Here is a 23,856-nt window from a genome sequence, read left to right as displayed (position 1 = left end):
AAAGGCCCCCGCTTCGTCTCGAACGATGCGCTTCCCGATCAGGTATCCCAATCAGGTATCCAGGAAGCTGCGCAGCTTGCGCGACCGCGACGGGTGCTTCAGCTTGCGCAGCGCCTTCGCCTCGATCTGGCGGATACGCTCGCGGGTCACGTTGAACTGCTGGCCGACCTCTTCCAGCGTGTGGTCGGTGTTCATGCCGATGCCGAAGCGCATGCGCAGCACGCGCTCCTCGCGCGGAGTCAGCGAGGCCAGGACGCGGGTCGTCGTCTCGCGCAGGTTCGCCTGGATGGCGGCGTCAAGCGGCAGGACGGCGTTCTTGTCCTCGATGAAATCGCCGAGATGCGAATCCTCCTCGTCGCCGATCGGCGTCTCGAGGGAGATCGGCTCCTTGGCGATCTTCAGGACCTTGCGGACCTTCTCCAGCGGCATCATCAGCCGCTCGGCCAGCTCTTCCGGGGTCGGCTCGCGGCCGATCTCGTGCAGCATCTGGCGGCTGGTGCGGACCAGCTTGTTGATCGTCTCGATCATGTGGACCGGGATGCGGATGGTCCGCGCCTGGTCCGCGATGGAGCGGGTGATGGCCTGGCGAATCCACCAGGTGGCGTAGGTCGAGAACTTGTAGCCGCGCCGGTACTCGAACTTGTCCACCGCCTTCATCAGGCCGATGTTGCCCTCCTGGATCAGGTCTAGGAACTGCAGGCCGCGGTTCGTGTACTTCTTGGCGATGGAGATGACGAGACGCAGGTTGGCCTCGACCATCTCCTTCTTGGCCCGGCTCGCTTCCTTCTCGCCCTTCTGGACGGTGGAGACGATGCGGCGGAACTCGTTGATCGGCAGACGCGCTTCCTCGGCGACGTTCGAGATCGACTCGCGCGTCTTGCGGATTTCGCCGTCGTACTTCTCCGCGAACTTGCCCCAGGTCTTGGGGTTCAGGCCGCGGATGCGCTCCAGCCAGTTCGGGTCCAGCTCGTGGCCGAAATACTGGTTCAGGAAGTCCTCGCGCTTCACCCGGCACTCGGTGGCCATGCGCAGCAGGCGGCCCTCGAAGCCGGTCAGCTTGCGGTTCAGGCCATAGAGCTGCTCGACCAGCTGCTCGATGCGCTGGTTGTTCAGGCGGACGGTGTTCATCAGCTCGACCATCTCGAGCTTCAGCTTGTCGTACTTCTTGTCCGTCTGCTTGCCGACGTCCTCGCCGCGCTGCATCGCGCCCATGCGGGCCTCATGCAGCTTGTGCAGCTTGTCGTAGGTCGCCTTGATGTTCTCGAAGGTCTCGATGACCTGCGGCTTCAGCGCGGCTTCCATCGCGGACAGCGACAGGCTGTTTTCGCCCTCGTCGCCTTCCTCGCCCTCTTCGCCCTCGCCTTCGGCGCGCGGCGGGCGCGGCTCGTCGCCGTCCTCTTCGGCCGGCGGAGCGTCGGCGGCGGGCGCGGCAACGGCGGAAGCGCCTGCGCCGGGGGCGCCGGGGGCGCCGGTGGCGTCAACAACGTCGGCCAGCCCTTCCGGCAACTCCTCGCCATCCGGGCCGCCGCCATAGGTGGCGTCCAGATCGATGATGTCGCGCAGCAGCATCTTCCCTTCCATCAGGGAATCATGCCACTCCAGGATGGCGCGGATGGTCAGGGGCGATTCGCAGATCGCGCCGATCATCATCTCGCGGCCGGCTTCGATCCGCTTGGCGATGGCGATTTCGCCCTCGCGCGACAGCAGCTCCACCGATCCCATCTCGCGCAGATACATGCGCACGGGGTCATCGGTGCGGCCGATGTCGTCGTCGTCGAGGTTGCCCGACGAGCGGCCTTCGCCCTCGCCCGCACCCTCGCCGCTGTTCTCCGAATCCTGCTCTTCCGATTCGACGATGTTGATGCCCATCTCGGACAGCATCGCCATCGTGTCTTCGATCTGCTCGGACGAGGACGAATCCTGTGGCAGCGCTGCGTTCAGCTCGTCATAGGTGACATACCCGCGCTCCTTGCCGCGGGCGATCATCTTCTTGACGGCCAAACCCATGCCGTCCATCAGAGGACCGTCTGCGGATTCCTCCCGCGTTTCGGAAACTTCCACGCTGTTCGCAGCTTTCGTGGCCATGCGATCGGTGCCCCCGCATTACCCCAGTGAATAAAGACGAAAGGAGCGCCCGGTCCCGGTTCCCCGGCCCGTCCGCCCCACCCCCAGACCATGTATCTACCCAGAACCCGCCATCACAGAAACTGTCATGCGGCCCCGTCCTGTTGCCCTCTGTACCCATCAACCGACGCCCGATTGCCGACGATCTGCATCGTCAACACTCAAAGCTCGTCAAAGTCACTGTCCGCGATACCCAGACCGGACTTTATGACCTCCTGCTGAAGAGCCACGACCCTCGCGAAGTTGGCCTCGCTGTTGTCACGGGTCAGAGCGGCCTTCGCTTCCCTAAGATCGTCGAGCACCCGCTCGTGATGCAGATGCCGCCACGCAGGCCACCATCCCTTCCGAGCATCCTCCGTGGAGGCGTCCGGACGGGCGAAGCCGGCATGGACATAGGTCGACTCGCCTAGCAAAGCACCGACCATCGTCTCATGGCCGGCGGATGACAAGTGGCGACAAAGCGCATCGGCGTCAAGTGTCGAGTTGTGGTTGCGGTCGTCGGAAAGGCATTCGATGACCGCCCAGCGCAGTTTTTCCAGCTCCGGGTCACCGAATGGCAACAGGCCCAGCGGCTCCGCCAGTTCGCCGAACAAATCCGGATGGTTGATCAGCGTGGCCAGCAGAATGCGCTCGCGCATCGACGCGAGGCGGGAGGCGCGGCCGCGCCCCTCCCCCGCCGGCTTGGAGGTCAGGCGTCCGGGCGTGCCCGGCACATGGCGGCGCGGCGCCTCGCCGAAGCGTCCCCGCCCCTGCCCCGGCACCCATGGCCCGCGGTTGTAGGCCGGCCGCGCCGGGGCGAAGGCCTCGTCGACGCGGCGGCGCATTTCGGTGCGGTAGAAGCTCTGGACGTCGCGGTCGGCGATGGTGGCGACACGGGCCTCCAGCGCCGCCTTCACCGCGGCCTTGGCCTCCGGCGTGTCGGTCGGCCTGCCCTCGCTCTCCATCCGCCACAGGGCGTCGGACAGCGGGATGGCGGCCTCCAGCACCGCCCCCATCGCCTTCGCCCCCTGGGCGCGGATCAGGCTGTCGGGGTCCTCGCCCTCCGGCAGGAAGGCGACGCGGGCCGACTGGCCGGGGGCGAGGTGCGGCAAAATGCGCTCCACCGCCCGCCAGGCCGCCCGCCGTCCGGCATTGTCGCCATCGAAGCACAGGAAGGGCACCTTCTCCGCCGCCGGGATCAGTTTCCACAGCTCCTGCACCTGGGTTTCGGTCAGCGCGGTACCCAGAGGCGCCACTGCCCCCTCGAAGCCGGCGCGGACCAGCGCGATCACGTCCATGTAGCCTTCGGCGACGATCACCGGCTTGCCGTCCGCCGCCGCCTGCCGCGCCCGCGACAGGCCGTAGAGCAGCGTGCCCTTGTGGAAGAGCGGCGTGTCGGCGGTGTTGACGTATTTCGGCCCGTCGCCTTCCAGGATGCGCCCGCCGAAGGCGACCACCTGCCCGCGCCGGTCGGTCACCGGGAACATCACGCGGTTGCGGAAGAAGCTGTAGGGCGACCGGCCGTCGTCCGGCCGCTTCAGCAGCCCGGCATTGACCATGTCCTCGTCGGAGAAGCCCTGCTTGCCGAGATAGGTGCGCAGCGCATTGGAATCGCCGGGCGCATAGCCCAACCGGAAGCGGGCGATGGTCTCGCCGTCCAGCCCACGCCGCAGGAAGTAATCAAGCCCCGTCCGTCCGGCCGGCAGGTGCAACTGCTGCTCGAACCAGCGCGCCGCCTGCTCGACGAGGTCATGCAGGGTCTTGCGCTTCTCGTAGCGCTGGCGGTCCTCCTCCGTCGGGCGCGGCACCGGCAGCCCGGCCTCGCCGGCCAGATGCTCGACCGCCTCGGGGAAGCCGAGATTGTCGTGGCGCATGACGAAACCGATGATGTCGCCATGGGCGCCGCAGCCGAAGCAATGGAAGAATCCCTTCTGGTCGTTGACGTAGAAGGACGGCGACTTCTCATTGTGGAAGGGACAGGGGGCCTTGTACTCGCGGCCGGCGCGAATCAACCGCAGCCGTTTGGAGACCACCTCCGACAGAGTCAGCCGGGTGCGCAGTTCTTCCAGGAATTGGGGCGGGAAAGCCATGGTCGAACGGTCACCGGATGCGAAGGACGATAGGCGGAAGCGATGGGGGCCACGCTATAGCAGAGGCATAGTATGGGAACCAGCGCCGCCGGCCCCAAGGGAGCAGATGGCGCAGACGGCGCAAGCTCAGTCCGGCTGCCTGACGAGATGCGTTCCGGCATAGAGCGTGCGCAGGGAGGCCTCGTAGCCGATGCTTTCCAGACCCAGCGTGTCATCGGCCATGATCACCAACGGGCTCTCCGGCCAGCTTCCGTCAGCCTGCCGCCGCAGAAGCTCCGCCCCGACCCCGGCCGTCCACAAAATCAGAATTTCGCGGACCGACGGCAGCGTGGTGTAGGTCCAGACATTTTCCCAGGTCTCGGCCTCGTTGCTGGGCGAGAGGATCTCGACCAGCAGCACCGGGTCAGGCAGCGTGCGGAGCCCCCGTTCGTCGGGCGTGCAGGTCACACCCAGGTCGGGTATGCGCATGTTGTGGCTGGAGCGGACACGGGGCTGCACGCCGGGAGCGGTCACGATATGGCAGCCGGTTGCCCGGTCGGCCAGATGGTTGCCGATCAGACGGGCTACGGTGCTTTGCAGGATGCCGTGGGTGATGCTCGCCGGCGCCATGGCGCGCGGTTCGCCGTTCACCAGCTCGTACCGCGTGTCGGTGCCGTCGCCGTTCCAGTCGAGGAACTCCGCGACGGTCATGCCTGAGAAAGTGGGCTTGCGGACCGCGACCATTCCACCGTCCTCCCGACTGCTGCACGCCACCCTGGGGCGCAAGCCTGGCCTCGGGTTCCCCCTCGGCGGCCAGCGCCCCGTCAGCCCGGCCTTACTTGCCGGACAGCCGCGCCTTCACCAGACCGCCGGCCTTGGCAAAATCCATCTGGCCGGCGTGGCGGGCCTTCAGCTCGGCCATCACCTTGCCCATGTCCTTGATGCTGGCGGCACCCAGCTCGGTCACGATGGCGTCGATGGCGGCGGCGACCTCCTCCTCGCCCATCTGCTTGGGCAGGTAGCGCTCGATGACCGCGATCTCCTCGCGCTCCTGCTGGGCCAGTTCGGGACGCCCGCCCTGCTCGTACATGCTCGCCGATTCGTTGCGCTGCTTCACCATGCCCTGCAGCATCGACAGGATGCCGGCATCGTCGATGCCGTCGGTCACGCCGCGCCCCCGGGCTTCGATGTCGCGGTCCTTGAGACCGGCGAGGATCATGCGGATGGCGGACACAGTGCGCGTGTCCTTCGCGCGCATCGCATCCTTCAGGCTGTCGTTGAACTGCGTGCGCAGCGTCATGTCCCAGGTTCCTTGGTTCGTCGGACCGGGAGGAAAGGCCCCGGCCGGACAGCCGACTATTCCCAAAATGGCTGCCGATTTCCATGGCAAAAGCCCCGGACGGGAAATGACCACACTCCGGACCGCCGACTTTGTCCGCGGATCAGGGCCGCCTTGCAAAGCTATTGCTGGAAATCCTGCGTCCAATCGTCATATAGGATGTCCGGCCCATCCGATCAGCCCACTCGATCCCACTTAAACCGTCCGATCCCGGCGGAGGCGGGGTGCGAGCGGCTACGTGTGCGCGCCCGGCGGGACGCTAGGCCGTCGCCGTTCCGCCGATCACCCGATCCGTCGCCGGCCGCGGTTTTTGGGAAGGTTCACAGGAATGACTCTCGCCACTCCCCCCTCCGACAATGCGGTTCACACCGGCGTCCTGGTCCTGGCCGACGGCACCGTGTTCCGCGGCCGAGGCATCGGCGCCACGGGGGATTCGGTGGGCGAGGTGTGCTTCAACACCTCGATGACCGGCTATCAGGAAATCCTGACCGATCCCAGCTATGCCGGCCAGATCATCACCTTCACCTTCCCGCACATCGGCAACACCGGCGCCAACCTTGAGGACATCGAGACGATCACGCCGGCCGCCCGCGGCCTGATCCTGCGCGCCGACATCACCGATCCGTCGAACTGGCGCGCCACCCGCCATCTCGACGACTGGCTGAAGAGCTACGGCCTCGTCGGCCTGACCGGCATCGACACCCGCCGCCTGACCCGCCGCATCCGCGACCTGGGCGCGCCCAACGGGGTCGTCGCCCATGCGCCGGACGGCAAGTTCGACATCGAGGCGCTGGTCGCCAAGGCCAAGGGCTGGCCGGGCCTGGAGGGCATGGATCTGGCCAAGGACGTGTCCTGCCGCCAGACCTACGACTGGACCGAGGCCGGTTGGACCATCGGCGGCGGCTATGCCACGCTGGACAAGCCGCAGTACCATGTCGTCGCCATCGATTACGGCGCCAAGCGCAACATCCTGCGCTGCCTCGCCGCCGCCGGCTGCAAGGTGACGGTGGTGCCGTCGACCGCCTCGGTCGAGGACGTGATGCGCCACCAGCCGGACGGCGTCTTCCTGTCCAACGGCCCCGGCGACCCCGCCGCCACCGGTGAATATGCCGTGCCGACCATCAAGGGCCTGCTCGACACCGGCGTGCCGATGTTCGGCATCTGCCTCGGCCACCAGATGCTGTCGCTGGCGCTGGGCGCCAAGACCACCAAGATGCAGCAGGGCCACCGCGGCGCCAACCATCCGGTGAAGGATCTGGCGAGCGGCCGGGTGGAGATCACCAGCCAGAACCACGGCTTCGTCGTGGTGCCGGAGACGCTGCCGGCCGACGCCGAGGTCACCCATGTCAGCCTGTTCGACGGCACCAACGAAGGCATCCGCCTGAAGGGCAAGCCGGTCTTCTCGGTGCAGTACCACCCGGAAGCCTCGCCCGGCCCGCAGGACAGCCACTATCTGTTCGACCGCTTCGTCCAGCTGATCGCCGAGAAGAAGGCGGCCTGACGCCATACCGCCGGCAGGTCATGAAAAGGGGGGAGCCGTTCGCGCGGCTCCCCCTTTTCCTATTTGGCATTACGGTCCTTGTCGGGGGCCAGCGTCGCGGCGGTCGCCGTGCGCGGCTGTACCCGCTGGATGCCACCATAGCAGCTTGTGCCACCACGCCCGCCGGGCGATCCGGCGGCCTGGCCGTACTGGGTGCAATCGGCAGTCTGGCCGGCGGCAGTCTGGTCGGCGGCAGTCTGGCCAGCGGCGGTTTGGCTGGTTGCGGCCTTTTCGCCGTCATGCTTCTGGTCGCGAGGCTGTGATTTGGGATCGTTCACAGTGGCCTCCTGGAGGTTGCGGACCATATCATTTATGGCCTCTCCTAGATTGCCAACATGGTCAGCGATCAGCGGTTCCAACAGATATGCGTCTTCCCGATCATCCGTTTTCCCACATGGCCCGGCCAGCTGCCGAGCCGGATGGCCCCGCCTGCCCGCTCTGCGGCCGGCCGATGGTGCCGGGCGGCAGCCTGAACGAACACCACCTGATCCCCCGCACCTATGGCGGGCGCGAGACGGTGACGATGCACCGCATCTGCCATGCGAAAATCCATGCGGTGCTGACCGAACAGCAGCTGCGCGACCAGTATCACGAGATCGACGCCCTGCGCGGCCATCCCGACCTCGCCGCCTTCATCCGCTGGGTCCGCCGCAAGCCGCCGGAATTCAACGACGGCCATGCCACCGACAGGCGGCGGCGCAAGCGCTGACCGTCCTTCTCAGCCCTGGCGGACGGTCCGCCGCTTGGCGGGTTTCGGCAGGTAATTGCGGGCTTCGCCATTGCAGACGCGGCTGACCCGCTCATACTCCTCGACCGTATCGACCTGGGCCTGCCGGCGGTCGCGCTCGCGGCCGAACTCCTGCATGATCCGCCGCATCGCCGATTCGAGCGGGCGGCGGATCGCCGCCATTGCCTGCGACTGGCTGCGCGAGCGCACCGGCGCCATTTCCGCGATCACCTGATCCAGCCGGCTGCGGATCTGCGGCATCATTTCCTGAAGCAGGGCCTCGTCCACCGCGACATGGCGCATCTCGTGGGCAAGCACCTCGCCATGCAGGCAGGAGCCGGCGGGGATTTCCCGGGCGACATGGACGATGCGCTGCTGGAAGCCGAAGCTGATGGCAAGCTTGCTGGCAGAGGCGCAATAGGTGCCGTCGCCCATCGTCTTGAACAGGGCCGACACCTGCGACTGCTCGCCGTACCGCGCCTGGGTCAGCCCCAGCACATGGCTGTCGGCGGTGCTGACCGGACCCGGCGTGCGTCCCGGCAGGCGGGTGAGCTGGGTGATCGACAGCGCATCGTCGCGCTGGATCGGCGCCAGCACGGTGTCGAGGTCCAGCGTGGTCGGCGGAAATCCGGTGCAGCCGTTCGACTGCGCCGCGGCCGGCGACACGGACAGCAGGAGTGCCGGAACGGCAAGGAACAGGAGGCGAACGGTCATCCCGGCACTGTTACCGGGAAACCGTTCCCCTACAAGAGATTTGGTGGCAAGAGATTTGGCGGCAGGAGATAGCGAAGGGCCGCCACCGCAGGTCTCCGGCGGCGGCCCCCGATGCTGCCCTCAATGCTTGGAGGGGAACAGGAAGCGCGCCTTCAGGGTGCCTTCGATGGCGCGCAGGTCGTTGACGACCTCCAGTTCTTCGACGTCGCCGTTGACGTCGACCACAACATAGCCCAGCTCCGGATCGGTCTGGAGATACTGGGCGGCGATGTTCAGGTCGCGGCCGGAGAACACCTCGTTCACCTTGCGCAGCATGCCCGGACGGTTCTCGTGGACGTGCAGGAAGCGGGTGCAGCCGGCCTGCACCGGCAGCGCCACCTGCGGGAAGTTGACCGCGCCGACGGTGGAGCCGTTGTCCGAATATTCGAGCAGCTTCTGCGCCACCTCGGTGCCGATGTTGGCCTGGGCCTCCATCGTCGAGCCGCCGATGTGCGGGGTGAGGATGGCGGTCTTGATGCCGCGCAGCGCGCTCTGGAACTCTTCCTTGTCCGAGCCGGGCTCGACCGGGAAGACGTCGATGGCGGCACCCAGGATGTGGCCGGAGTTCATCGCGGCTGCCAGCGCCTCGATCTCCACCACCTGCCCGCGGGCTGCGTTGATCAGGTGGCTGCCCTTCTTCATGGCGGCCAGCTCACGCTCGCCGATCATGTCGCGGGTCTGCGGGGTGTCCGGCACATGCAGGGTCACCACGTCGGAGACCGACAGCAGTTCCTCCAGCGAGTCGCAGGCCCGCGCATTGCCGAGCGCCAGCTTGCGCACGGTGTCGTAGAAGCGGACCTGCATGCCCATCGCTTCGGCCAGGATCGACACCTGGGTGCCGATGTGGCCGTAGCCGACGATGCCCAGCGTCTTGCCGCGGATCTCGTAGCTGTCCTTGGCCGACTTCATCCAGCCGCCGCCATGGACCAGCTGCGACTTCTCGAAGATGCCGCGCATCAGCATGATGATCTCGCCGATCACCAGTTCCGCCACCGACCGGGTGTTGGAATAGGGGGCGTTGAACACCGGGACGCCGTGGCGGCGCGCCGCCTTCAGGTCGACCTGGTTGGTGCCGATGCAGAAGCAGCCGACGGTGATCAGCTTGCTCGCCGCCTCGAACACCTTGGCGGTCAGGTGCGTGCGCGAGCGGATGCCAAGGATATGGACCGAGCCGATGCGTTCCAGCAGCTCGGACTCGTCCAGCGCGCGCGGCAGCCGCTCGACGGAGGCATAACCGCCGCGGGCCAGCTCGTCGATGGCGTTGTCGTGGACACCTTCCAGCAGAAGGATGTTGATCTTGTCCTTGGAGAGCGAGAGCTTGGTCACGGCCGGCTTCCGTATCTGGGCATCGGTTCTGTCCCGCAAGGCCAGCCCACCGGGATACGGCGCGCAGGGCCTTTCGGAAAAGCGAGCGCGCAAAATAATACCAAAGGCAGCCCTTGTCACCTGACGGATGTTGCGCCGCGGCGTCCGTTTCCGCATGCCGGATTGGCGCGCAGCGCGGGTTGGGTGTATCAGTCTGACCGCTCTTCAAACTTGGAAAGCCTGTCATGAGCGACGTGACGATCTATCACAACCCGCGTTGCAGCAAATCGCGCGAGACGCTGGAGCTTCTGCGCTCCCGCGGCGTCGAGCCGACGGTGATCGAGTATCTGAAGACCCCGCCGGACGCGGCGGAGCTGTCGGTCCTCCTCGCCAAGCTGGGCAAGGGTCCGCGCGACATCACCCGCGCCAAGGAGGCGGCGGAGGCCGGCATCGCGAAGGACCTCGACGGCGAGGCGCTGGTCGCCGCCCTGTCCGCCAATCCGGCGGCCATCGAACGCCCCATCGTGGTGAAGGGCGACCGAGCCCGCATCGGCCGCCCGCCGGAGTCGGTGCTGGACCTGCTCTGACCGTTTCCGATCCGCTCTGCTCCCCCCACTCCCGCCCCTTCCCCGGAGCCAGCCGCCCGTGACCAGCAAGCACACCGCAGCAACCGCCGCCGCCGAGCTGTCGACCATCCGCGATTTCCTGCGCTACGGCGTCAGCCGCTTCAACGAGGCCGAGCTGGATTACGGCCACGGCACCACCACGGCCTTCGACGAGGCGGTGTTCCTGGTGCTGGAGTCGCTGCACCTGCCGGTCGACCAGCTCGACCCCTATCTGGATTCCCGGCTGACCGCGGCGGAGCGCGAGGCGGTGGCCGGCATCCTCCATGCCCGCATCGACACCCGCAAGCCGGCGCCCTATCTGCTGAACAAGGCCTATATCCAGGGCATCCCCTTCTATGTGGACGAGCGGGTGATCGTCCCGCGCTCCTACATCGGCGAGCTGCTGTTCTCCGACATGTTCGGCGGCGACGACTTCACGCTGGTGGAGGACCCGACCTCGGTCGAGCGGGTGCTGGATCTGTGCACCGGCTCCGGCTGCCTCGCCATCCTGGCCGCCCGCATCTTCCCGGAGGCCCAGGTCGACGCGGTGGACCTGTCGCCCGACGCGCTGGAGGTGGCCAAGCGCAACGTCGCCGACAGCGGGTTCGGGGACCGCATCACCCTGCATCAGGGCGACCTGTTCGCCCCGCTGAAGACGCGGAAATACGACGTCATCATCACCAACCCGCCCTATGTCGACGCCGAGTTCGATGGACGCCCTGCCGCCGGAGTTCCGGGCCGAGCCGGCACTGGCGCTGGCCGGCGGCGACGACGGGCTGGACATCGTCCGCCGCATCCTGAAGGAAGCGCCCAAGCACCTGACGCCGGAAGGCGGCCTGCTCTGCGAGTTCGGCACCGGCCGCGAGATCCTGGAGGCGGACTATCCCCACTTGGACTTCCTGTGGCTGCAGACCGCCAACAGCTTCGGCGAGGTGTTCTGGCTGACGCGGGACCAGCTGAAGGCCGGGAAGTGAGTCGAAAGTAGGGCGCGATTGCCCCACTTCGGTCCTCCCCGGATGGGAGAGGACCGAAGTGGAGGCCCGGCTTCCCCAGGAACCCTTCTCCCGCCCGCCGGTTGTCCTCTCACGATGTTGCACCGCAGCAGCCCTGAGAGGACGCCGCCGATGACCGACCGCCGCTCCACCCTGCTCAAGACCCTGGGCCTCACCGCGCTGACCCTGGGCGGATTGGCCGTCGCCAACACGCTTGCCGCCCGCGCGGCCGAACGGCGCTATCCGCCCGAAGGCCGCTTCCTGACCGTCGATGACGTCCGGCTGCATTACATGGAGGCCGGCGAAGGTCCGCCGGTCGTGCTGCTGCACGGCAACGTCTCCGCACTCGGCGATTCGCTGGCGAGCGGGTTGTTCCAGCGTCTGGCCCGGACCCACCGGGTGATCGCCTTCGACCGGCCCGGCATGGGCCACAGCGACCGCCCGCGCGATCGCGCCTGGACGCCGGAGGATCAGGCCGACCTGCTGGCCCGGGCCTTCGACTCGCTGGGGATCGGGAACGCCGTGGTGGTCGGCCATTCCTATGCCACGCTGGTGGCGCTGGCCCTGGCCCTGGACCATCCGCAAGCGGTGAAGGGGCTGGTGCTGATGGCCGGCTATTATTTCCCGACCAAGCGGGCCGATGCGGCTCTGGTGGCGCCGCTGGCGACGCCGGTGCTGGGCGACCTGCTGCGCCACACCCTGTCGCCGCCGGTTTCGATGGCGATGATGCCGGGGCTGCTGAAGACGCTGTTCTCACCCCGTCCGGTGCCTGAGCATCTGACCGAGAGCTTCCCCGCCGCCCTGACCATCCGGCCGGGCCAGATGCGCGCCAACGCCCAGGATGGCGTGACCATGGCGCCGGCCGCCGACCGCCTGCAGCACCGCTATGCCGACGTGACCGTCCCGGTGGCGATCTTCGCCGGCCATCACGACCGCGTGGTCGAGCAGGAGGAGCAGAGCGGCCGGCTGCATCATGTGCTGCCCGACAGCACGCTGCATTGGGTGCCCGACTCCGGCCACATGGTCCATTATGCCGACCCGGACCAAGTCGTGCGCCGGATCGGTGAGCTGTCAGCCGGGAAGACGGCTCCGCGGATCGCCGCTCACAGATAGCGCCGCATCAGGATGCTGCCGCCCTGGTGCGGCAGCCGGGGGTGCCAGGGGATGGCGGCGCTGCCGATCTCCTCGAACCCCTCGCCGACATAGAGACGGCGGGCCGGCTCGTTGTCGGCCCAGACATGCAGGGTGATCCGGTCGAAGCCGCCGGTCCGCGCCCGCTCGTAGAACCAGCCGAGCAGCCGGCCGGCGATGCCATGGCGCCGGTGCGCGGGATCGACAGCCAGGGCGGACAGGAAATAGCTGCCCCAGTCCAGCGTTTCGGCGAATTCGCCCATATGGGCGACGCGGTCAGGCGGCAGGCCGCTGTAATCCTCCGTCCGGATCCAGTCGGTGGGATAGCCATGGGCGATGCCGATCACCTGCCCATCCAGTTCGGCGACACCGCTCTGGCGATGCGACAGCGACCCGCTGCGCCCGGCCAGGCCGGGCACCAGCATCTCCGCCGCGGTCATCCCCGGCATCAGCCCGTCGAGCAGGAATTCGTAGACGCCACCGCCGGCGATGTCGATCAGCCGTGCCAGATCCGGTGCGTCGTCGGCATCGGCGGAGCGAAGGCGGAGGCGGTCCTCAGTCGGTACGGAACTCACGGGCGGACCCCTTGGATCGGGAAAGCGGCTGGATAGAAAAGGCTCTCCCGCCGACGATTTCCAGTCCCAATCCTATCTGTCCTGATCGGCCGCCCGGTTCAAATCGTCGCGCAGCCGCAGCAGCGCATCGCGGAGCGACATCAGCTCCGCGGCGGAGCAGCCGGCGGCGGCGGCGATTCGGGTCGGCAGGCATTCGGCCTGCGTCCGCAAGGCCGCCCCTTCGGCGGTCAGGCCGATGCGGACCAGCCGCTCGTCCTGCGGATCGCGGCTGCGGGTCAGCAGGCCCTGCCCTTCCATCCGCTTCAGCAGAGGGGTCAGCGTGCCGCTGTCCAGCCCAAGCCGCTCGCCGAGCAGCTTCATCGACTGGCCGTCCTCCTCCCACAGCAGCAGCATGATCAGATACTGCGGATAGGTCAGGCCAAGCTGCTCCAGCAACGGGCGATAGACGCGGCTCATCGCCAGATTGGCGGAATAGAGCGCGAAGCACGCCTGATTGGAAAGCAGAAGCGGATCGTCCCTGTCGGCTGCCATGATGTCTGAACCTTGAAAAGACGGCGCGCCGCCGGGGTGCTGCGCGTCGGTCGATCATGCGGCCTGCACAATCGCGCGCAACAGCCCGGCGGCGCAATGCCGAAGACTTTTCGCTTCAGGCGATGGTCTCGGGCCCGGCCCTCAGGCCCGGTCCTCAGGCAATGGTCGTGGTGACCGGGATGTTGCCCTTGGTGGCGTGGCTGTAGGGGCAGACCTTGTGGGCGCGGGCCAGCAGATCCTCGGCGGCGGCCTTGTCCATGCCCGGCAGCGAGACCACGAAATCGACCGTCAGGCCGAACCCCTCGCCATCGTCGCGGGCACCGATGCCGACCGTGGCGTTCACCGTCAGATCGGCCGGGACGGCGATCTTGTCGCGGTTGCCGACGAACTTGATGGCGCCGATGAAGCAGGCGGAATAGCCGGCGGCGAACAGTTGCTCGGGGTTGGTGGCGCCACCCTGGCCGCCCAGTTCCTTCGGCGCGGCCAGCGCGACCGACAGCAGGCCATCGTCGCTGACGGCCTTGCCGTCACGGCCACCGGTGGCGGTCACCTTGGTCGAATACAGGGTCTTCATGGCGCGTGCTCCTTCACTGATCGTTGTGCGGTGGATTTTGGTTTGGCTTTTGATTTCCCGGGCGGCGGTCCGAACCGGCACCCCGTGATCTTGTGAGAGGAACAATGACGCACAATCGAATTGCGCGCAATGTATTTGATTGTGCGTTATCAGATTGTGCGCAATGCGTCTGGCGCATGGCACGGCATGAGAGGGAAGCGGCGGAGGCGCGGGCAGCGCTGGCTCCGCCCGGCTTTTCCGACCACAGCCCCCTCAGCGATGTGAAAGGCTGCTCATTCCGCCACCCGGAGGTCCACCTTGCCGCGCCGCTCGTCGGTCCTGCGTCCCATGGTGATGTTCTTGGGCGCCCGCACGTCCCGGTTCCGCCATGTCCAGCATTCGCCGGTCTCATCCTGGAAGCAGACCCAGCACAAATCGTGCTCGGCACCATAGTCGATGAGGAAATGCGCGAGGGCGGGGCCCTTCGGGGTGTCCATGGGAAGCGGCGGATTGAGTTGGAGCATGATGGCCTCGTTGCGACACTGTGGAGCATGAACGCGCCAAAGCGTGCGCTCGGTCCCGCTTCGCTTCCGGACACTCCCATTGCGCCGATCCCTGTCCGGTTCGGAATGGCTGGCCGATCTCTTCAATGAAGCTCTTTGCCGGCCGGCCCCATGTGCCTGCCTTTCCATCCAAGACATCCATGCGATGCCGACAGAAGACGCGCCGGCTTCCTGGAGTGCAGGCAAAGAAAAAGCCTTGGAACCGTTGGGTTCCAAGGCTTCTCCGGTCCTTCCGGAACTGGTCGGAGCGACAGGATTCGAACCTGCGACCCCCAGACCCCCAGACTTGAGAGGAACCGCTAAAGTATTGAAATTGAACAAGAGAAGGGGGGCGTAAATCCGCCGAATATCAGCGATTTCTGCCAACGTTCCCAAACGATCTCCCAAACAGCTGGCGGCGGATGGCCGCAGCTCTGGATTACAGGTTATGGGGATCGGCGCCGATATGGCAAACCATCGTCGGCGCTCTGGTCATCGTCGCAGCCACCATCAAGGTGGCCACCCCTTGCTTCATTCAGCCGCACCCCACCCGCACAGGCGAGCACCAGTCTCGTTGTGCGCCAGCAGCTGCTCCGCCGTGCCATCGCTCAGCTGGTCGCCCCGGCTGATGTAGATCGGACGGAAGGCGGCACAGGCGCCCTCAGTCCCGGCTCCAGCGGTTGCGCAGCCGGTCAGCAGCGCCAGGACCATCGCGGCGGACACCATCTTCAACATCATGTCGAACCTTTCCGGCGCGCAGCGTCTCCTGGGTGGATTCCGCCTTCGCCTCCTGGCGCCCGGCGCGGCGCTGCGAGGCGCCGAAGGTGGCGATCGCCGCCAGCACGGCGCCGATGGCCAGCAGGGTGGGGCCGATCCGGCCCCAGAGCCCATCTAGCAGGGCGACGATCATGCCGCCGCCCGGCGCTGGTCCGCCCGCTGGCGCAGCAGCAGGATCACCACCGCCGCCGCCAGCAGCCCCGCCACCGCCCAGCCCAGCCCGCCGGCGGGCAGGCTTTCGAGCAGACCGCGCGCGGCGGTGGAGACATCGCGCGCCTGGTCCAATGCCGCCGCCACGCCGGTCAGGCCCAGCGCGCCCAGCCCGCTGACCCCGGCAACCGAGCGCGTCACCGGCGCCGGCGCCGGCGCCGGCTCGGCCCCACGGCTGGCCGGATGGACGTCGTCGGCGAGGAAGAGCGCCGCCTCGGCCGCCCGGCGCTTGACCAGACCGGGCATCACCTTGCCGCTGCCGCGCGTCCATTTGCTGAACTCGGCCGCGGCACCGCCGGCGTCACCAAGGTTCAGCTTCCGCAGCATGGTGCTGGGCTGGCCGTTCTTCAGCATGACAAACCCGTCCTTGCCGGCATCCTTGCCCTTCGCCTTCCGGCCGGCGCCGACGTTCATGACGAACAGGGTCAGGGCGGCGCGCTGGTTGTCGGTCAGGTCGACGGTGACGGCGCGGTCGACCACCGCCGCGGCGGCCGCCAGATCGGCCTGCAGCAGCTGCTCCGCGCGATCCGCGGTGATGGTCAGGCCAGTGTGGACGTCGGGCCCGGTGTGGCCATAGCCGATCGTCCAGGGATCGCCACCGCTGGCGGGATCCGGATAGGCGGTGAGGCGCAGGCCCTCGGCCTGCTTGGCCAGCTCGACGGCGGCCTGGGGGAGCGCACGCATGGGATGGTCCTTCCATGAAAAAGGCCGCCGGGCGGGCTGCCGGGCGACGGTGTATCGGGGGTGGTCAGACGAGAAGGACGATGGCGATTGCCACGCCGAAGCCGGCGCCGGTCAGCAGCTCCCCCCACTCGGTGGCACGGGTCAGCCTCCAGCCCAGCAGCGGCATCCTGGTGCCGATCAGGTAGCCGGCCGGCATGGCGACGCCGCCGATCGGCAGCCACAGCGCCGCCGGGTGGGTGGCCACCAGCGGCAGCGAGATCAGCCACAGCCGGACGATGCCGGCGGCCAGCAGATAGCCCAGGCGCTCCGGCCTGGTGATCCCGAACAGGGTGTCGTCTTCCGACCAAACCGTGGTCGATTGCGGGCTGAAGGACCACGGCACCCGCAGGTTCTGCCCGGCGCCATGGGGGATTCCAGCCATGCCGATGAAGGCAGCCGCACCGCAGGCTGTGGCGATCATGGCGGCGTGGACATCAAGCGCCAAGCCGGCATGCAGCAGGTAGACGACGAGCCCCACCGGCAGGCCCCAGAACAGCACGCGGCTGCCCTGGGTGCCGAGCCAACTGTGGCTCTGGCCGCGTTCGCGATGGGCGATGGCCAGGACCAGTGCGGACAGGACCGCCGAAAGGAAGGGAGACATTGGACCTCCGGGCATGAAAAAGGCCGCTCAAAGCGGCCGGGTCACTGGATTGGAGTGTTGTCGCGCCGGTCAGGCCGGCGGTACCGGCCAGTCGATCGCCGCGGGGAAGCCCGGCTGAGCCGTGATGTCGCGCAGGGCCTGGCGGTAGACGGCCCAGGCGGCGGTGTCGCCGGGAGCGTCGGGGAGCTGGGTGAAGTCGCAACGCTTCAGCAGGATGTCGCGCCGACGGCGCGCGGCGGCGATCAAATCCTCGTCGGTCGGCAGGACCGGCTCGACGGCCGGAATGACCTCCACCGCCCAGGCCTCGCCGGTCCAGCGCGGCCGCAGGCCCTCGGCCACCGCCGGCGGCGCGATCTCGACGCAGCCGGCCGGGATAAGGAAGACGCCCGGCTCGAGCGGGAACTCGTCAGCGACGGTGGTGCCCAGCAGCAGCCCGCCGGCGTCCAGCTGGTAGACGATCTTTTCCATGATGCCCCTCAGTATTTGATGCAGGCCAGCAGGGCCACGTTGCGGGGACGGGTCTCGGGACCGCCGGTCGAGCCGATCCAGCCGTCCTCCCAGCCGCCGATGTCCGAACTGTTGCTCTCGTCGTTGTTCCCGGCGGCGCTGTCGACGCCCGACTTGAAGGAGTGGCTGTGGCTGCGGAACTGGTCGTCCTGCCAGCTGCCGAAGCTGCGGCCGCCGTCGACGCCACGGCCGTCGTCCCAGCCGCGGATGAACTCGCCCCGCAGATCGGGCAGTCGGAAGGTCGTGGAGCCGTCGCCCGCCCCCCAGGTCGTGCCGATCACGCTGAACAGGGCGGCATAGGTGGAGCGGCTGACGGTGGCGCCGTTGGCCTTCAGCCAGCCGGTGGGCGCGTTGCTGGTGGCGTAGAAGGCAATCGCCCCCGCCGCCAAGGCCGGCGTCGCCGACGCTGCCGCGATCATGGCGTTGATCGCCTGCAGCACCTGCGCCCGGTTGTTCGGCGTCAGCGACAGGCCGGCGGCCGTTACGATGGCGACCAGCTCCTCCTGGATCGTGTTGAGCCAGTCGGCGGTGATGATCGTGGCGGCGACGCCGGAGGCCGGATCGCCGCCGGTGAAAAAGCCGGTCGCGCCGGTGGTGGCGGCGGCCGGCAATGCAGCCGCCACCGTGGTCCCGCGGATACGGTCCATGGGGATCTCCAGGGTTCAGAAATGGGTGGGTCAGTGCGCTTCGAGCGCGGCGACGCGGGCTTTCAACTGGTCGAGAGCCTCCCCGAGGCCCCACAACGCCCCGACGATGCCGCCGCCAATCCCAGTGCCGCCGTCGCCGGTCCATGCCGGCATCACCGGAGCTGAGAAACCGGATCCGGCGTCATCCAGGATGGTCAGGCTGACGGGGTCGAGCGTGATCCCCGTACCGCCATCTGAAAACAGGAAGGCCTTGTCGATCTTGCCTGCCAGCTTGGTGTCCACCTGCGCCTTGGTGTAGGCGTCGGCGACGCCGGTCGGAATGTCGGCGATGGTGGCGACACGCGATCCGTTCAGCTTGAAGGTGCCACCGACCGTAAACGCCACGTCGCCGGCGATGGTCGCCTGCAGCTGGCCGTGCCGCGCCGTCCCGGTCCCACGGCCAACCGTGACGATAAGGTCCGCACCCTGCTTGTTGGTACCGACACTGTCGGGCGTGCCGATGGTGACGCTGCCGGCAGTGCCGTTGCTCGGCTCGCCACCGAGCAACGAGACAGACCCGCCGACAGCTCCAGGGCCGCCCTTGACCTGTGCAGCCCCGCCTGTGGTCGCACCCTGGCCCCCCTCCAGGTACGCCGGTCCCCCGGCGGCGCCGGTCGAATCCCCCGCTTTCATACCGGCAACGCCGCCGGTGCCGCTGCCATCGGCCTTGCCGCCAACCAGATAGACGCCACCAGCGTTCTTGTTGGAATCGACAGTCGAATGCCCGCCATAGAGATGGACATTCCCCCCCTGCCCCGGATTGACGGCATTGTCGTCACCGTGGACACCATGCAGGCGAAGGTGGCCCTTGCTTGCATAGACGGTGGCGACGTAGGGCTGTGGCGAATCCGCGCCCGACGCGTTCTTGGTCGGCTGCACCGACGCCGGCGTTCCGACCTTCATCACGTCGACGCCGTCGATCCTGCCGACGACGACACCGGCGTCGGCGCCGGTGTCCGTCACCCGCAGGGAGCTGTCGCCAGCAGCGATGGTGGCCGATCCCACCGCCACCTTGGCATCGGTCTCGGCCTTGGTGTAGACGTCGCCGGCCTTCAACAGGGGCGTGCCATTCACAGCCGGTGGGAATTTGAAGTCAGCGAGGCCCGTGGCATTGTCGACAATCAGGATCGCCCTCGCGCCCCCGGCGGCGTAAATGCCGAGCTTGCCACCCAGCACGACATTGAGCGACCGCGCGCCTGCCAGGTCGGTTTTGGCCGATCCGTTGGTGATAATGAAGTTTTCAAGGCTGCTGACGTCGTTGCCGATTGCGATTGCGCTCCCCCCGGAGGCGTCGGTGTTGAGAACGATAAGCCCCTTGGCCAGGATTCCGCCGGTCGGATCGCGCTGGACAATGGTGTTGGGGCTGATGCCAGCGTCGGCGTTGATGGCAGCCCGGACGAAGGCGGTGGTGGCGATCTGCGTCGAGCTGGTGCCTGCCGCCGCCGTCGGCGCTGCCGGCGTGCCGGTGAACACCGGCGACGCCAGCGGTGCGGCACCCAGGGTCGTCCGGGCCGTCGCGGCATCCGGATCGTCCAGCAGCGTGCGGGCGAAGGCCGTCAGGTCGGCCGTTGCGAAGCTGTCGGAACCGGTCGCATAGAGCAGCTTGTCCGCCACCAGCAGGATCGCGGCCAGGGCAGCCAGACGGGCGGACGCAGCCTGCTTTCCCGTCTGGAGCGCTTCGATTTCGGATTTTGCCGCGGCGAAGTTGTTTCGCACGTCGGCAGTCGAAGCGGCTCCCGCGGCCGGCTTCGTCGGGTCGATGGCACTCACCATGTGATCAACTCCAGAGTGGTTCAGGTATCCCAGGCGGTCGTTCCGCCATCCCAGCTCGTGGCCCCCGCATCCCAGAGGGTCGCGTAATTGAAGGTCACGGTGGTGTGGGCCGCCGCGATCCGGCGCAGGAAGATCTCCAGGCTCACATCCCCCCACTCGACCAGCGCTTCACCGGCGGCGGTCCGGCCGGCGCGGGCGTAGGTCGTGCGCTGCCCGGCGCTGTTGACCTGCCAGTGGAACGCCCAGGCCTCGCCCTGTGCCGGATCGCCGGCCCGCGTGAAGCCGGCCCGCGCCGGCGCGAATTGCGTGATCCCGATCGAAATGCCCATCGCCGCGGCATAGGCGGTGATGACCGGCACCGATTGGCCGCCGATGCCGATCAGCTGGGCCAGGACGGCGCCATGGCGCTGCTGCATCGTCGCTTCGGCTTCCAGGCCGAGGGTGGCTTCCCATTCGGGCAGCAGCCCCAGGGCGGTGGTGGGGAAGGCGTTGACCAGGAGCGCCCCGGCGTCCTCCGCCGACCGCTCGTAGACCGGGGCCAGCCCATCGAGGACCGCGGCCTGGGCGGTGCCCTCCTCGCGTGGCCAGATCCGGCCGGTGGGCAGCAGGGCCTGCATCGCCTGCCGGAAGGCGGAGGCGGTAAAGATCGGCGCCGGCATGGCATCAGCTCCAGGTGATGGTCCCGACGGTGAAGAGCCGGCCCGGCTGCGCCACCGGATCGGCGGTCGGGCTGACGATCCGGAAGGCATCGACGCCGGAGACCGCCTCCACCGCTTCCCACAGCCGGTTGAGCGGGATCGTGCCGCCCGGCGCGGCGTCGATGGCGAACTGGTCGACCAGCGCGGCCGACACCGCCGCCCTCGATGCCGCCGGGATGCCGCTGATGCCGATCGGCACCGGCGTGTTGACCGGCGCCACGACATAGACCAGAGCCGTGACCGGCTGAAGGTTCCACAGCGCGTTGGCCACCGTCAGCTGGTCGCCCGTTGCCCGCACCGCCCGGATGTCCGCCGCCGCCACCCCGTCCGTGCCCTGGGGGAAACCGCCATGGGCGGCCTGGGCATCGTCCAGCATGACATACACCACCACCGTTCCGGGCCCGGCCCCGGATCGCGAGACCCAGGCCCGGGTGACGCCGGGGACGGCGAGCGCCCAGCCGACGAAATCGTCGGCATCGCCGCCCTGGGCGGTGATCCGGTAGGCCGCCAGCATGCGGGCGCGGAGGCCGTCGTCAGCCTCCAGGTCCGCGCCGCCGGTGACGGCGGCCGCGGCCGCGCCGGTGGACTGCACGCCGGCGACCGCCCGGCCCAGCACCATCACGGCGCCGGCATCGGCATTGCCCGCGGCGCCGGCCTCGTCGGCCAGGATCGGCGCCGCCACCGTGCCGCCGCCGCCGACGGCCGCGGCTGTCGACACGGTGTAGGCGGTGCCGTCGGCGCGGATCACCGGCGTTCCGGCCGGCACCACCGTTCCTGGGGTTCCGGTCAGGGTGACGATGCCGGTGGCCGCGGTCGCAGGCTTGCGGAAGACGCCTTTCAGCGCCGCCCACCCCTCCAAAAACTCGTCGGTGCAGGTGAAGGGCACCGCCTGCCGGGCGATCCAGTCGAGATAGCCATAGTGCAGATGCGCCATGGCCGCCTGGATGTCGGACAGCACGCGCAGCACCGCCCGGCGCAGCAGGCCGGTTTCGGCACCGGTGGAGGCGGCGACATCCTGCGCGGTCTGCGCCCGCAGCTCGGACAGCGTCGGTCGGGAAAACGGCATTTCGTCAGGCTCCCTGCCATGCCCAGGAATAGGAAAGGGCGACGGTGCGGCCGTCGCTCCGGAAGGCGGTGATGCGGGCGCCGAGCGTCGAGCGGCGCAGCCAGGCGGCCTCGATGTCGAAGCGGGCCACGACGCCGTCATCCACCAGCCATTGCAGGGCCTCGGCGATGTAGTCGCGGGCGCGGTGCAGCGTCTCGGTGGTCTGCTTGGCCCGCTCCAGCAGCCAGAGGCGCGAGCCCAGCTCCCGGTCGCCCCACCAGCCACGCCGGTCGGCGGTGCCGTCGGGGATGGCGTCGTCCTTGTTGGCCGGCCGGTCGGTGAAGAGCGACAGCAGGATGGCGGTGGCCAGGTCGTCGCCGGTGTCGAGGTCGCCGCCGGGCGCAAAGGTCCAATCGCCGCGGCCATCGGCCGGCGACCAGGTGATGGTGATGTCCGCCATGGCTATTCCAGCTGGTTCGGGACGTTGGTCGAGCCGCTTCCCGTCTGCACACCGCTGTGGGTGTGGCCGTTGTAGACGTCGCGCATGCCCTTCATCGTGCGGGTCTGGGTGTCGCAGTGGTCGATGATGTCGCCGGTGACCAGAAGATCGGCCTCGATCCGGACCTTCGGCGTGCCGGTGATGGTGACGGGCTTGCCGGCGCCACGGATCGTGATGCCGGCGCGGGCGATGTGGATGATCTGCCCCTGGTCGTCGTGGAGCGCCACCTCGCCGCCCTTCAGCCCCTTGGGTCGGGCGGCCTGGTTGCCGGTGGCCACCGCGACGCCGGCGGAGCGGTCGCCGCCGACGAAGATCACCACGACGTCGGTACCGACCGGCGGCACCGAAGTCAGCCCGTATTCGGCCAGACGCGGGGTGGTGTCGCGCACCTCGTCCTGGCCAAGCCGGACCTGGAGCATCTGCACGTTGCCGGCGTCGTTGACAGTGGTGATCCTGCCGCGGCCGATGGTCATCAGCAGCCGCGTGTAGAGCCGTTCGGCCATACCCATCATGTCCATCAGCGCACCATGTCGTTGAGGGTCGGCATCAGCACCACCGGAGCGACGGCGAAGGCGTCGGGCGGCATCAGCACCAGGTCGGCGGCGGTCCCGGTGCGGTCGCGGCGGTAGGTCACCTCGGCCACGATCCACTGCACGTCCGGGATCTTCAGGCTGGGCAGCTGGATGCGGACCAGCCGGTTCGGCGTCCACAGCATCCCGTCGCCGTCGCGCCAGCTGTCGGCGGTCAGCTGGACGCAATAGGAGCGGCCGGCCCGGCGTGCCGCTTCCCACAGGCCGCGCCGCTGCGCCAGCCCGGCCGCCACCACGCCGGTTTCGGCGATGATGGTGCGCCGGCGATGGCGCGGCACCTCCTTGTCGTCCACCGTGACCAGGACGTCGCCGGCTGTGCCGGTCTCGCCGACCGGGTTCATGTTCAGCATCCGGACCACGTACTCCGAAAATCGGAGGTCCATGCCGAACATGGCGGTGGCGCGCTCGACGTTCTTCCCTTGCGCGAAGCCGCTGCCGTGCTTCCCGGTGCCAACCCGGGCCAGGATCAGGTTGCCGTCGGGGGCGTCATAGGCCAGCAGGGCATTGGCCCGGGTGATGCGCTCGATGACGCTGTACGGCGTCTCCCCCCACAGGAGGTTGATCTGCGGGATGGGCGGCCCGACGTCGTCCAGCGCGCTGACCGTGATGCCGTAGGGCGCCGCCAGCTTCTGCGATATCGACAGCACCGAGGCGGAGCTGATCTGGTTGCTGTCCCACTCGGCCGAACAGTCGACCAGGTCCTGGCACTTGCTGCGGCCGGTGACGCGCAGGGTGTGGCGCTGCCCGTCGATGGACGGCATGAAGCGGTCGACATAGCCGGTCACCACCAGATCGTCGCCGATCCGCACCTGGCAGGCATCGCCGGGCTTGACCACGACGGCCTCCGCCTCGCCCGGGAAGCGCTCGGTGAACTCGATGTCGAAGTCGCTGGGCATGCGCTCGATGCCGCGGGTGACGCGCACGCCTTGCCAGCCCGACAGCTTGCGCGTGCCGGTGATCAGCGTCAGATCGTCCATGGACG

Annotated in this window: 27 protein-coding genes; 5 read left to right on the top strand and 22 right to left on the bottom strand. The window is 68.2% G+C overall.

All coding sequences use genetic code 11. The features are described 5' to 3' along the window. Nucleotides 1–51: 51 nt before the first annotated feature. From rpoD to ACWPN8_RS06855, 4 genes are all read right to left on the bottom strand, one after another. On the bottom strand, nt 52–2,085 hold the full coding sequence (gene rpoD / locus ACWPN8_RS06870; RefSeq protein ID WP_109095489.1) for an RNA polymerase sigma factor RpoD: 2,034 nt from the start codon (nt 2,083–2,085) through the stop codon (nt 52–54). A gap of 200 nt (nt 2,086–2,285) precedes the next feature. Next, nucleotides 2,286–4,193 (bottom strand): DNA primase, encoded by a 1,908-nt coding sequence (gene dnaG / locus ACWPN8_RS06865; RefSeq protein ID WP_492240290.1) that lies wholly within the window; start codon nt 4,191–4,193, stop codon nt 2,286–2,288. 126 nt (nt 4,194–4,319) lie between these two features. Further along, entirely contained in the window at nt 4,320–4,916 is a 597-nt protein-coding gene (locus ACWPN8_RS06860) for a Uma2 family endonuclease (protein WP_492240289.1), read from the bottom strand. A 91-nt stretch (nt 4,917–5,007) separates the two neighbouring features. Then, nucleotides 5,008–5,472: a GatB/YqeY domain-containing protein gene (locus tag ACWPN8_RS06855; RefSeq protein ID WP_109095486.1), complete on the bottom strand. Its 465-nt coding sequence runs from the start codon at nt 5,470–5,472 to the stop codon at nt 5,008–5,010. 367 nt (nt 5,473–5,839) lie between these two features. On the opposite strand from ACWPN8_RS06855, the gene carA reads away from it, so the two are divergent. Then, a complete protein-coding gene (gene carA / locus ACWPN8_RS06850; RefSeq protein WP_109095485.1) occupies nt 5,840–7,012 on the top strand; it encodes a glutamine-hydrolyzing carbamoyl-phosphate synthase small subunit in 1,173 nt (390 codons plus the stop codon). Nucleotides 7,013–7,071: 59 nt separating this feature from the next. Here the strand turns inward: carA and ACWPN8_RS06845 are convergent, their stop codons facing one another. Further along, on the bottom strand, nt 7,072–7,410 hold the full coding sequence (locus tag ACWPN8_RS06845; protein WP_492240288.1) for a hypothetical protein: 339 nt from the start codon (nt 7,408–7,410) through the stop codon (nt 7,072–7,074). Between the two features lie 35 nt (nt 7,411–7,445). Between ACWPN8_RS06845 and ACWPN8_RS06840 the strand changes: the two genes are divergently transcribed. Then, nucleotides 7,446–7,760 carry an HNH endonuclease gene (locus ACWPN8_RS06840; RefSeq protein ID WP_109095483.1) on the top strand — a complete coding sequence of 105 codons (315 nt, stop codon included), beginning with the start codon at nt 7,446–7,448 and terminating at the stop codon, nt 7,758–7,760. Between the two features lie 9 nt (nt 7,761–7,769). Here ACWPN8_RS06840 and ACWPN8_RS06835 read toward each other — a convergent pair whose 3' ends face one another. Beyond that, nucleotides 7,770–8,492 carry a hypothetical protein gene (locus ACWPN8_RS06835; RefSeq protein WP_109095482.1) on the bottom strand — a complete coding sequence of 241 codons (723 nt, stop codon included), beginning with the start codon at nt 8,490–8,492 and terminating at the stop codon, nt 7,770–7,772. A 120-nt stretch (nt 8,493–8,612) separates the two neighbouring features. After that, on the bottom strand, nt 8,613–9,857 hold the full coding sequence (serA, locus tag ACWPN8_RS06830; RefSeq protein ID WP_109095481.1) for a phosphoglycerate dehydrogenase: 1,245 nt from the start codon (nt 9,855–9,857) through the stop codon (nt 8,613–8,615). Nucleotides 9,858–10,081: 224 nt separating this feature from the next. On the opposite strand from serA, the gene arsC reads away from it, so the two are divergent. The 3 genes from arsC to ACWPN8_RS06815 all read left to right on the top strand — a co-directional run bounded on the left by arsC (nt 10,082) and on the right by ACWPN8_RS06815 (nt 12,546). Then, a complete protein-coding gene (gene arsC, locus ACWPN8_RS06825) occupies nt 10,082–10,423 on the top strand; it encodes an arsenate reductase (glutaredoxin) (RefSeq protein WP_109095480.1) in 342 nt (113 codons plus the stop codon). Nucleotides 10,424–10,481: 58 nt separating this feature from the next. Continuing rightward, a complete protein-coding gene (gene prmB / locus ACWPN8_RS06820; protein WP_492240287.1) occupies nt 10,482–11,426 on the top strand; it encodes a 50S ribosomal protein L3 N(5)-glutamine methyltransferase in 945 nt (314 codons plus the stop codon). 139 nt (nt 11,427–11,565) lie between these two features. After that, nucleotides 11,566–12,546 (top strand): alpha/beta fold hydrolase, encoded by a 981-nt coding sequence (locus ACWPN8_RS06815; protein WP_492240286.1) that lies wholly within the window; start codon nt 11,566–11,568, stop codon nt 12,544–12,546. Here ACWPN8_RS06815 and ACWPN8_RS06810 read toward each other — a convergent pair. The 15 genes from ACWPN8_RS06810 to ACWPN8_RS06740 form a co-directional block, all read right to left on the bottom strand. Further along, nucleotides 12,537–13,139 (bottom strand): GNAT family N-acetyltransferase, encoded by a 603-nt coding sequence (locus ACWPN8_RS06810; protein WP_492240285.1) that lies wholly within the window; start codon nt 13,137–13,139, stop codon nt 12,537–12,539. The two genes, ACWPN8_RS06815 and ACWPN8_RS06810, sit on opposite strands and share 10 nt — an antisense overlap. 72 nt (nt 13,140–13,211) lie before the next feature. Continuing rightward, nucleotides 13,212–13,670 carry a MarR family winged helix-turn-helix transcriptional regulator gene (locus ACWPN8_RS06805; protein WP_098740193.1) on the bottom strand — a complete coding sequence of 153 codons (459 nt, stop codon included), beginning with the start codon at nt 13,668–13,670 and terminating at the stop codon, nt 13,212–13,214. A 154-nt stretch (nt 13,671–13,824) separates the two neighbouring features. Further along, entirely contained in the window at nt 13,825–14,244 is a 420-nt protein-coding gene (locus tag ACWPN8_RS06800) for an organic hydroperoxide resistance protein (protein WP_492240284.1), read from the bottom strand. Nucleotides 14,245–14,516: 272 nt separating this feature from the next. After that, complete coding sequence (locus ACWPN8_RS06795) at nt 14,517–14,747, bottom strand: hypothetical protein (protein ID WP_098740197.1); 231 nt, start codon at nt 14,745–14,747, stop codon at nt 14,517–14,519. Between the two features lie 679 nt (nt 14,748–15,426). Then, nucleotides 15,427–15,675: a hypothetical protein gene (locus ACWPN8_RS06790; RefSeq protein WP_492240283.1), complete on the bottom strand. Its 249-nt coding sequence runs from the start codon at nt 15,673–15,675 to the stop codon at nt 15,427–15,429. Then, nucleotides 15,672–16,436, bottom strand: coding sequence for a lysozyme (locus tag ACWPN8_RS06785; protein ID WP_492240282.1), 765 nt, complete (start codon nt 16,434–16,436; stop codon nt 15,672–15,674). The genes ACWPN8_RS06790 and ACWPN8_RS06785 overlap by 4 nt, the downstream gene beginning before the upstream one ends. A 64-nt stretch (nt 16,437–16,500) precedes the next feature. Beyond that, nucleotides 16,501–17,076 carry a hypothetical protein gene (locus tag ACWPN8_RS06780; protein WP_492240281.1) on the bottom strand — a complete coding sequence of 192 codons (576 nt, stop codon included), beginning with the start codon at nt 17,074–17,076 and terminating at the stop codon, nt 16,501–16,503. Nucleotides 17,077–17,145: 69 nt separating this feature from the next. Further along, the gene (locus tag ACWPN8_RS06775) at nt 17,146–17,544 is read right to left on the bottom strand and encodes a tail fiber assembly protein (RefSeq protein ID WP_492240280.1); all 399 of its coding nucleotides are present in this window, start codon (nt 17,542–17,544) and stop codon (nt 17,146–17,148) included. Between the two features lie 8 nt (nt 17,545–17,552). Continuing rightward, complete coding sequence (locus tag ACWPN8_RS06770; RefSeq protein ID WP_247872709.1) at nt 17,553–18,230, bottom strand: phage tail protein; 678 nt, start codon at nt 18,228–18,230, stop codon at nt 17,553–17,555. A 30-nt stretch (nt 18,231–18,260) separates the two neighbouring features. After that, nucleotides 18,261–20,042, bottom strand: a complete 1,782-nt coding sequence (locus ACWPN8_RS06765; RefSeq protein WP_492240279.1) for an autotransporter outer membrane beta-barrel domain-containing protein — start codon at nt 20,040–20,042, stop codon at nt 18,261–18,263. Between the two features lie 20 nt (nt 20,043–20,062). After that, nucleotides 20,063–20,701 carry a YmfQ family protein gene (locus tag ACWPN8_RS06760; RefSeq protein ID WP_492240278.1) on the bottom strand — a complete coding sequence of 213 codons (639 nt, stop codon included), beginning with the start codon at nt 20,699–20,701 and terminating at the stop codon, nt 20,063–20,065. A gap of 4 nt (nt 20,702–20,705) precedes the next feature. Then, nucleotides 20,706–21,806 carry a baseplate J/gp47 family protein gene (locus ACWPN8_RS06755; RefSeq protein ID WP_492240277.1) on the bottom strand — a complete coding sequence of 367 codons (1,101 nt, stop codon included), beginning with the start codon at nt 21,804–21,806 and terminating at the stop codon, nt 20,706–20,708. 4 nt (nt 21,807–21,810) lie between these two features. Further along, nucleotides 21,811–22,245, bottom strand: coding sequence for a phage GP46 family protein (locus ACWPN8_RS06750; RefSeq protein WP_492240276.1), 435 nt, complete (start codon nt 22,243–22,245; stop codon nt 21,811–21,813). Nucleotides 22,246–22,247: 2 nt separating this feature from the next. Next, nucleotides 22,248–22,802, bottom strand: coding sequence for a phage baseplate assembly protein V (locus tag ACWPN8_RS06745; protein ID WP_492240275.1), 555 nt, complete (start codon nt 22,800–22,802; stop codon nt 22,248–22,250). Further along, on the bottom strand, nt 22,802–23,851 hold the full coding sequence (locus tag ACWPN8_RS06740) for a phage baseplate assembly protein (RefSeq protein ID WP_492240274.1): 1,050 nt from the start codon (nt 23,849–23,851) through the stop codon (nt 22,802–22,804). Before ACWPN8_RS06740 ends, ACWPN8_RS06745 begins: the two co-directional genes overlap by 1 nt. Between the last annotated feature and the right edge of the window lie 5 nt (nt 23,852–23,856).

It is taken from the genome of Azospirillum sp. UENF 112521 (assembly GCF_058780665.1).
Note: the sequence above shows the minus strand (reverse complement) of the source record. Positions and strands in the feature narration are given on the sequence as shown.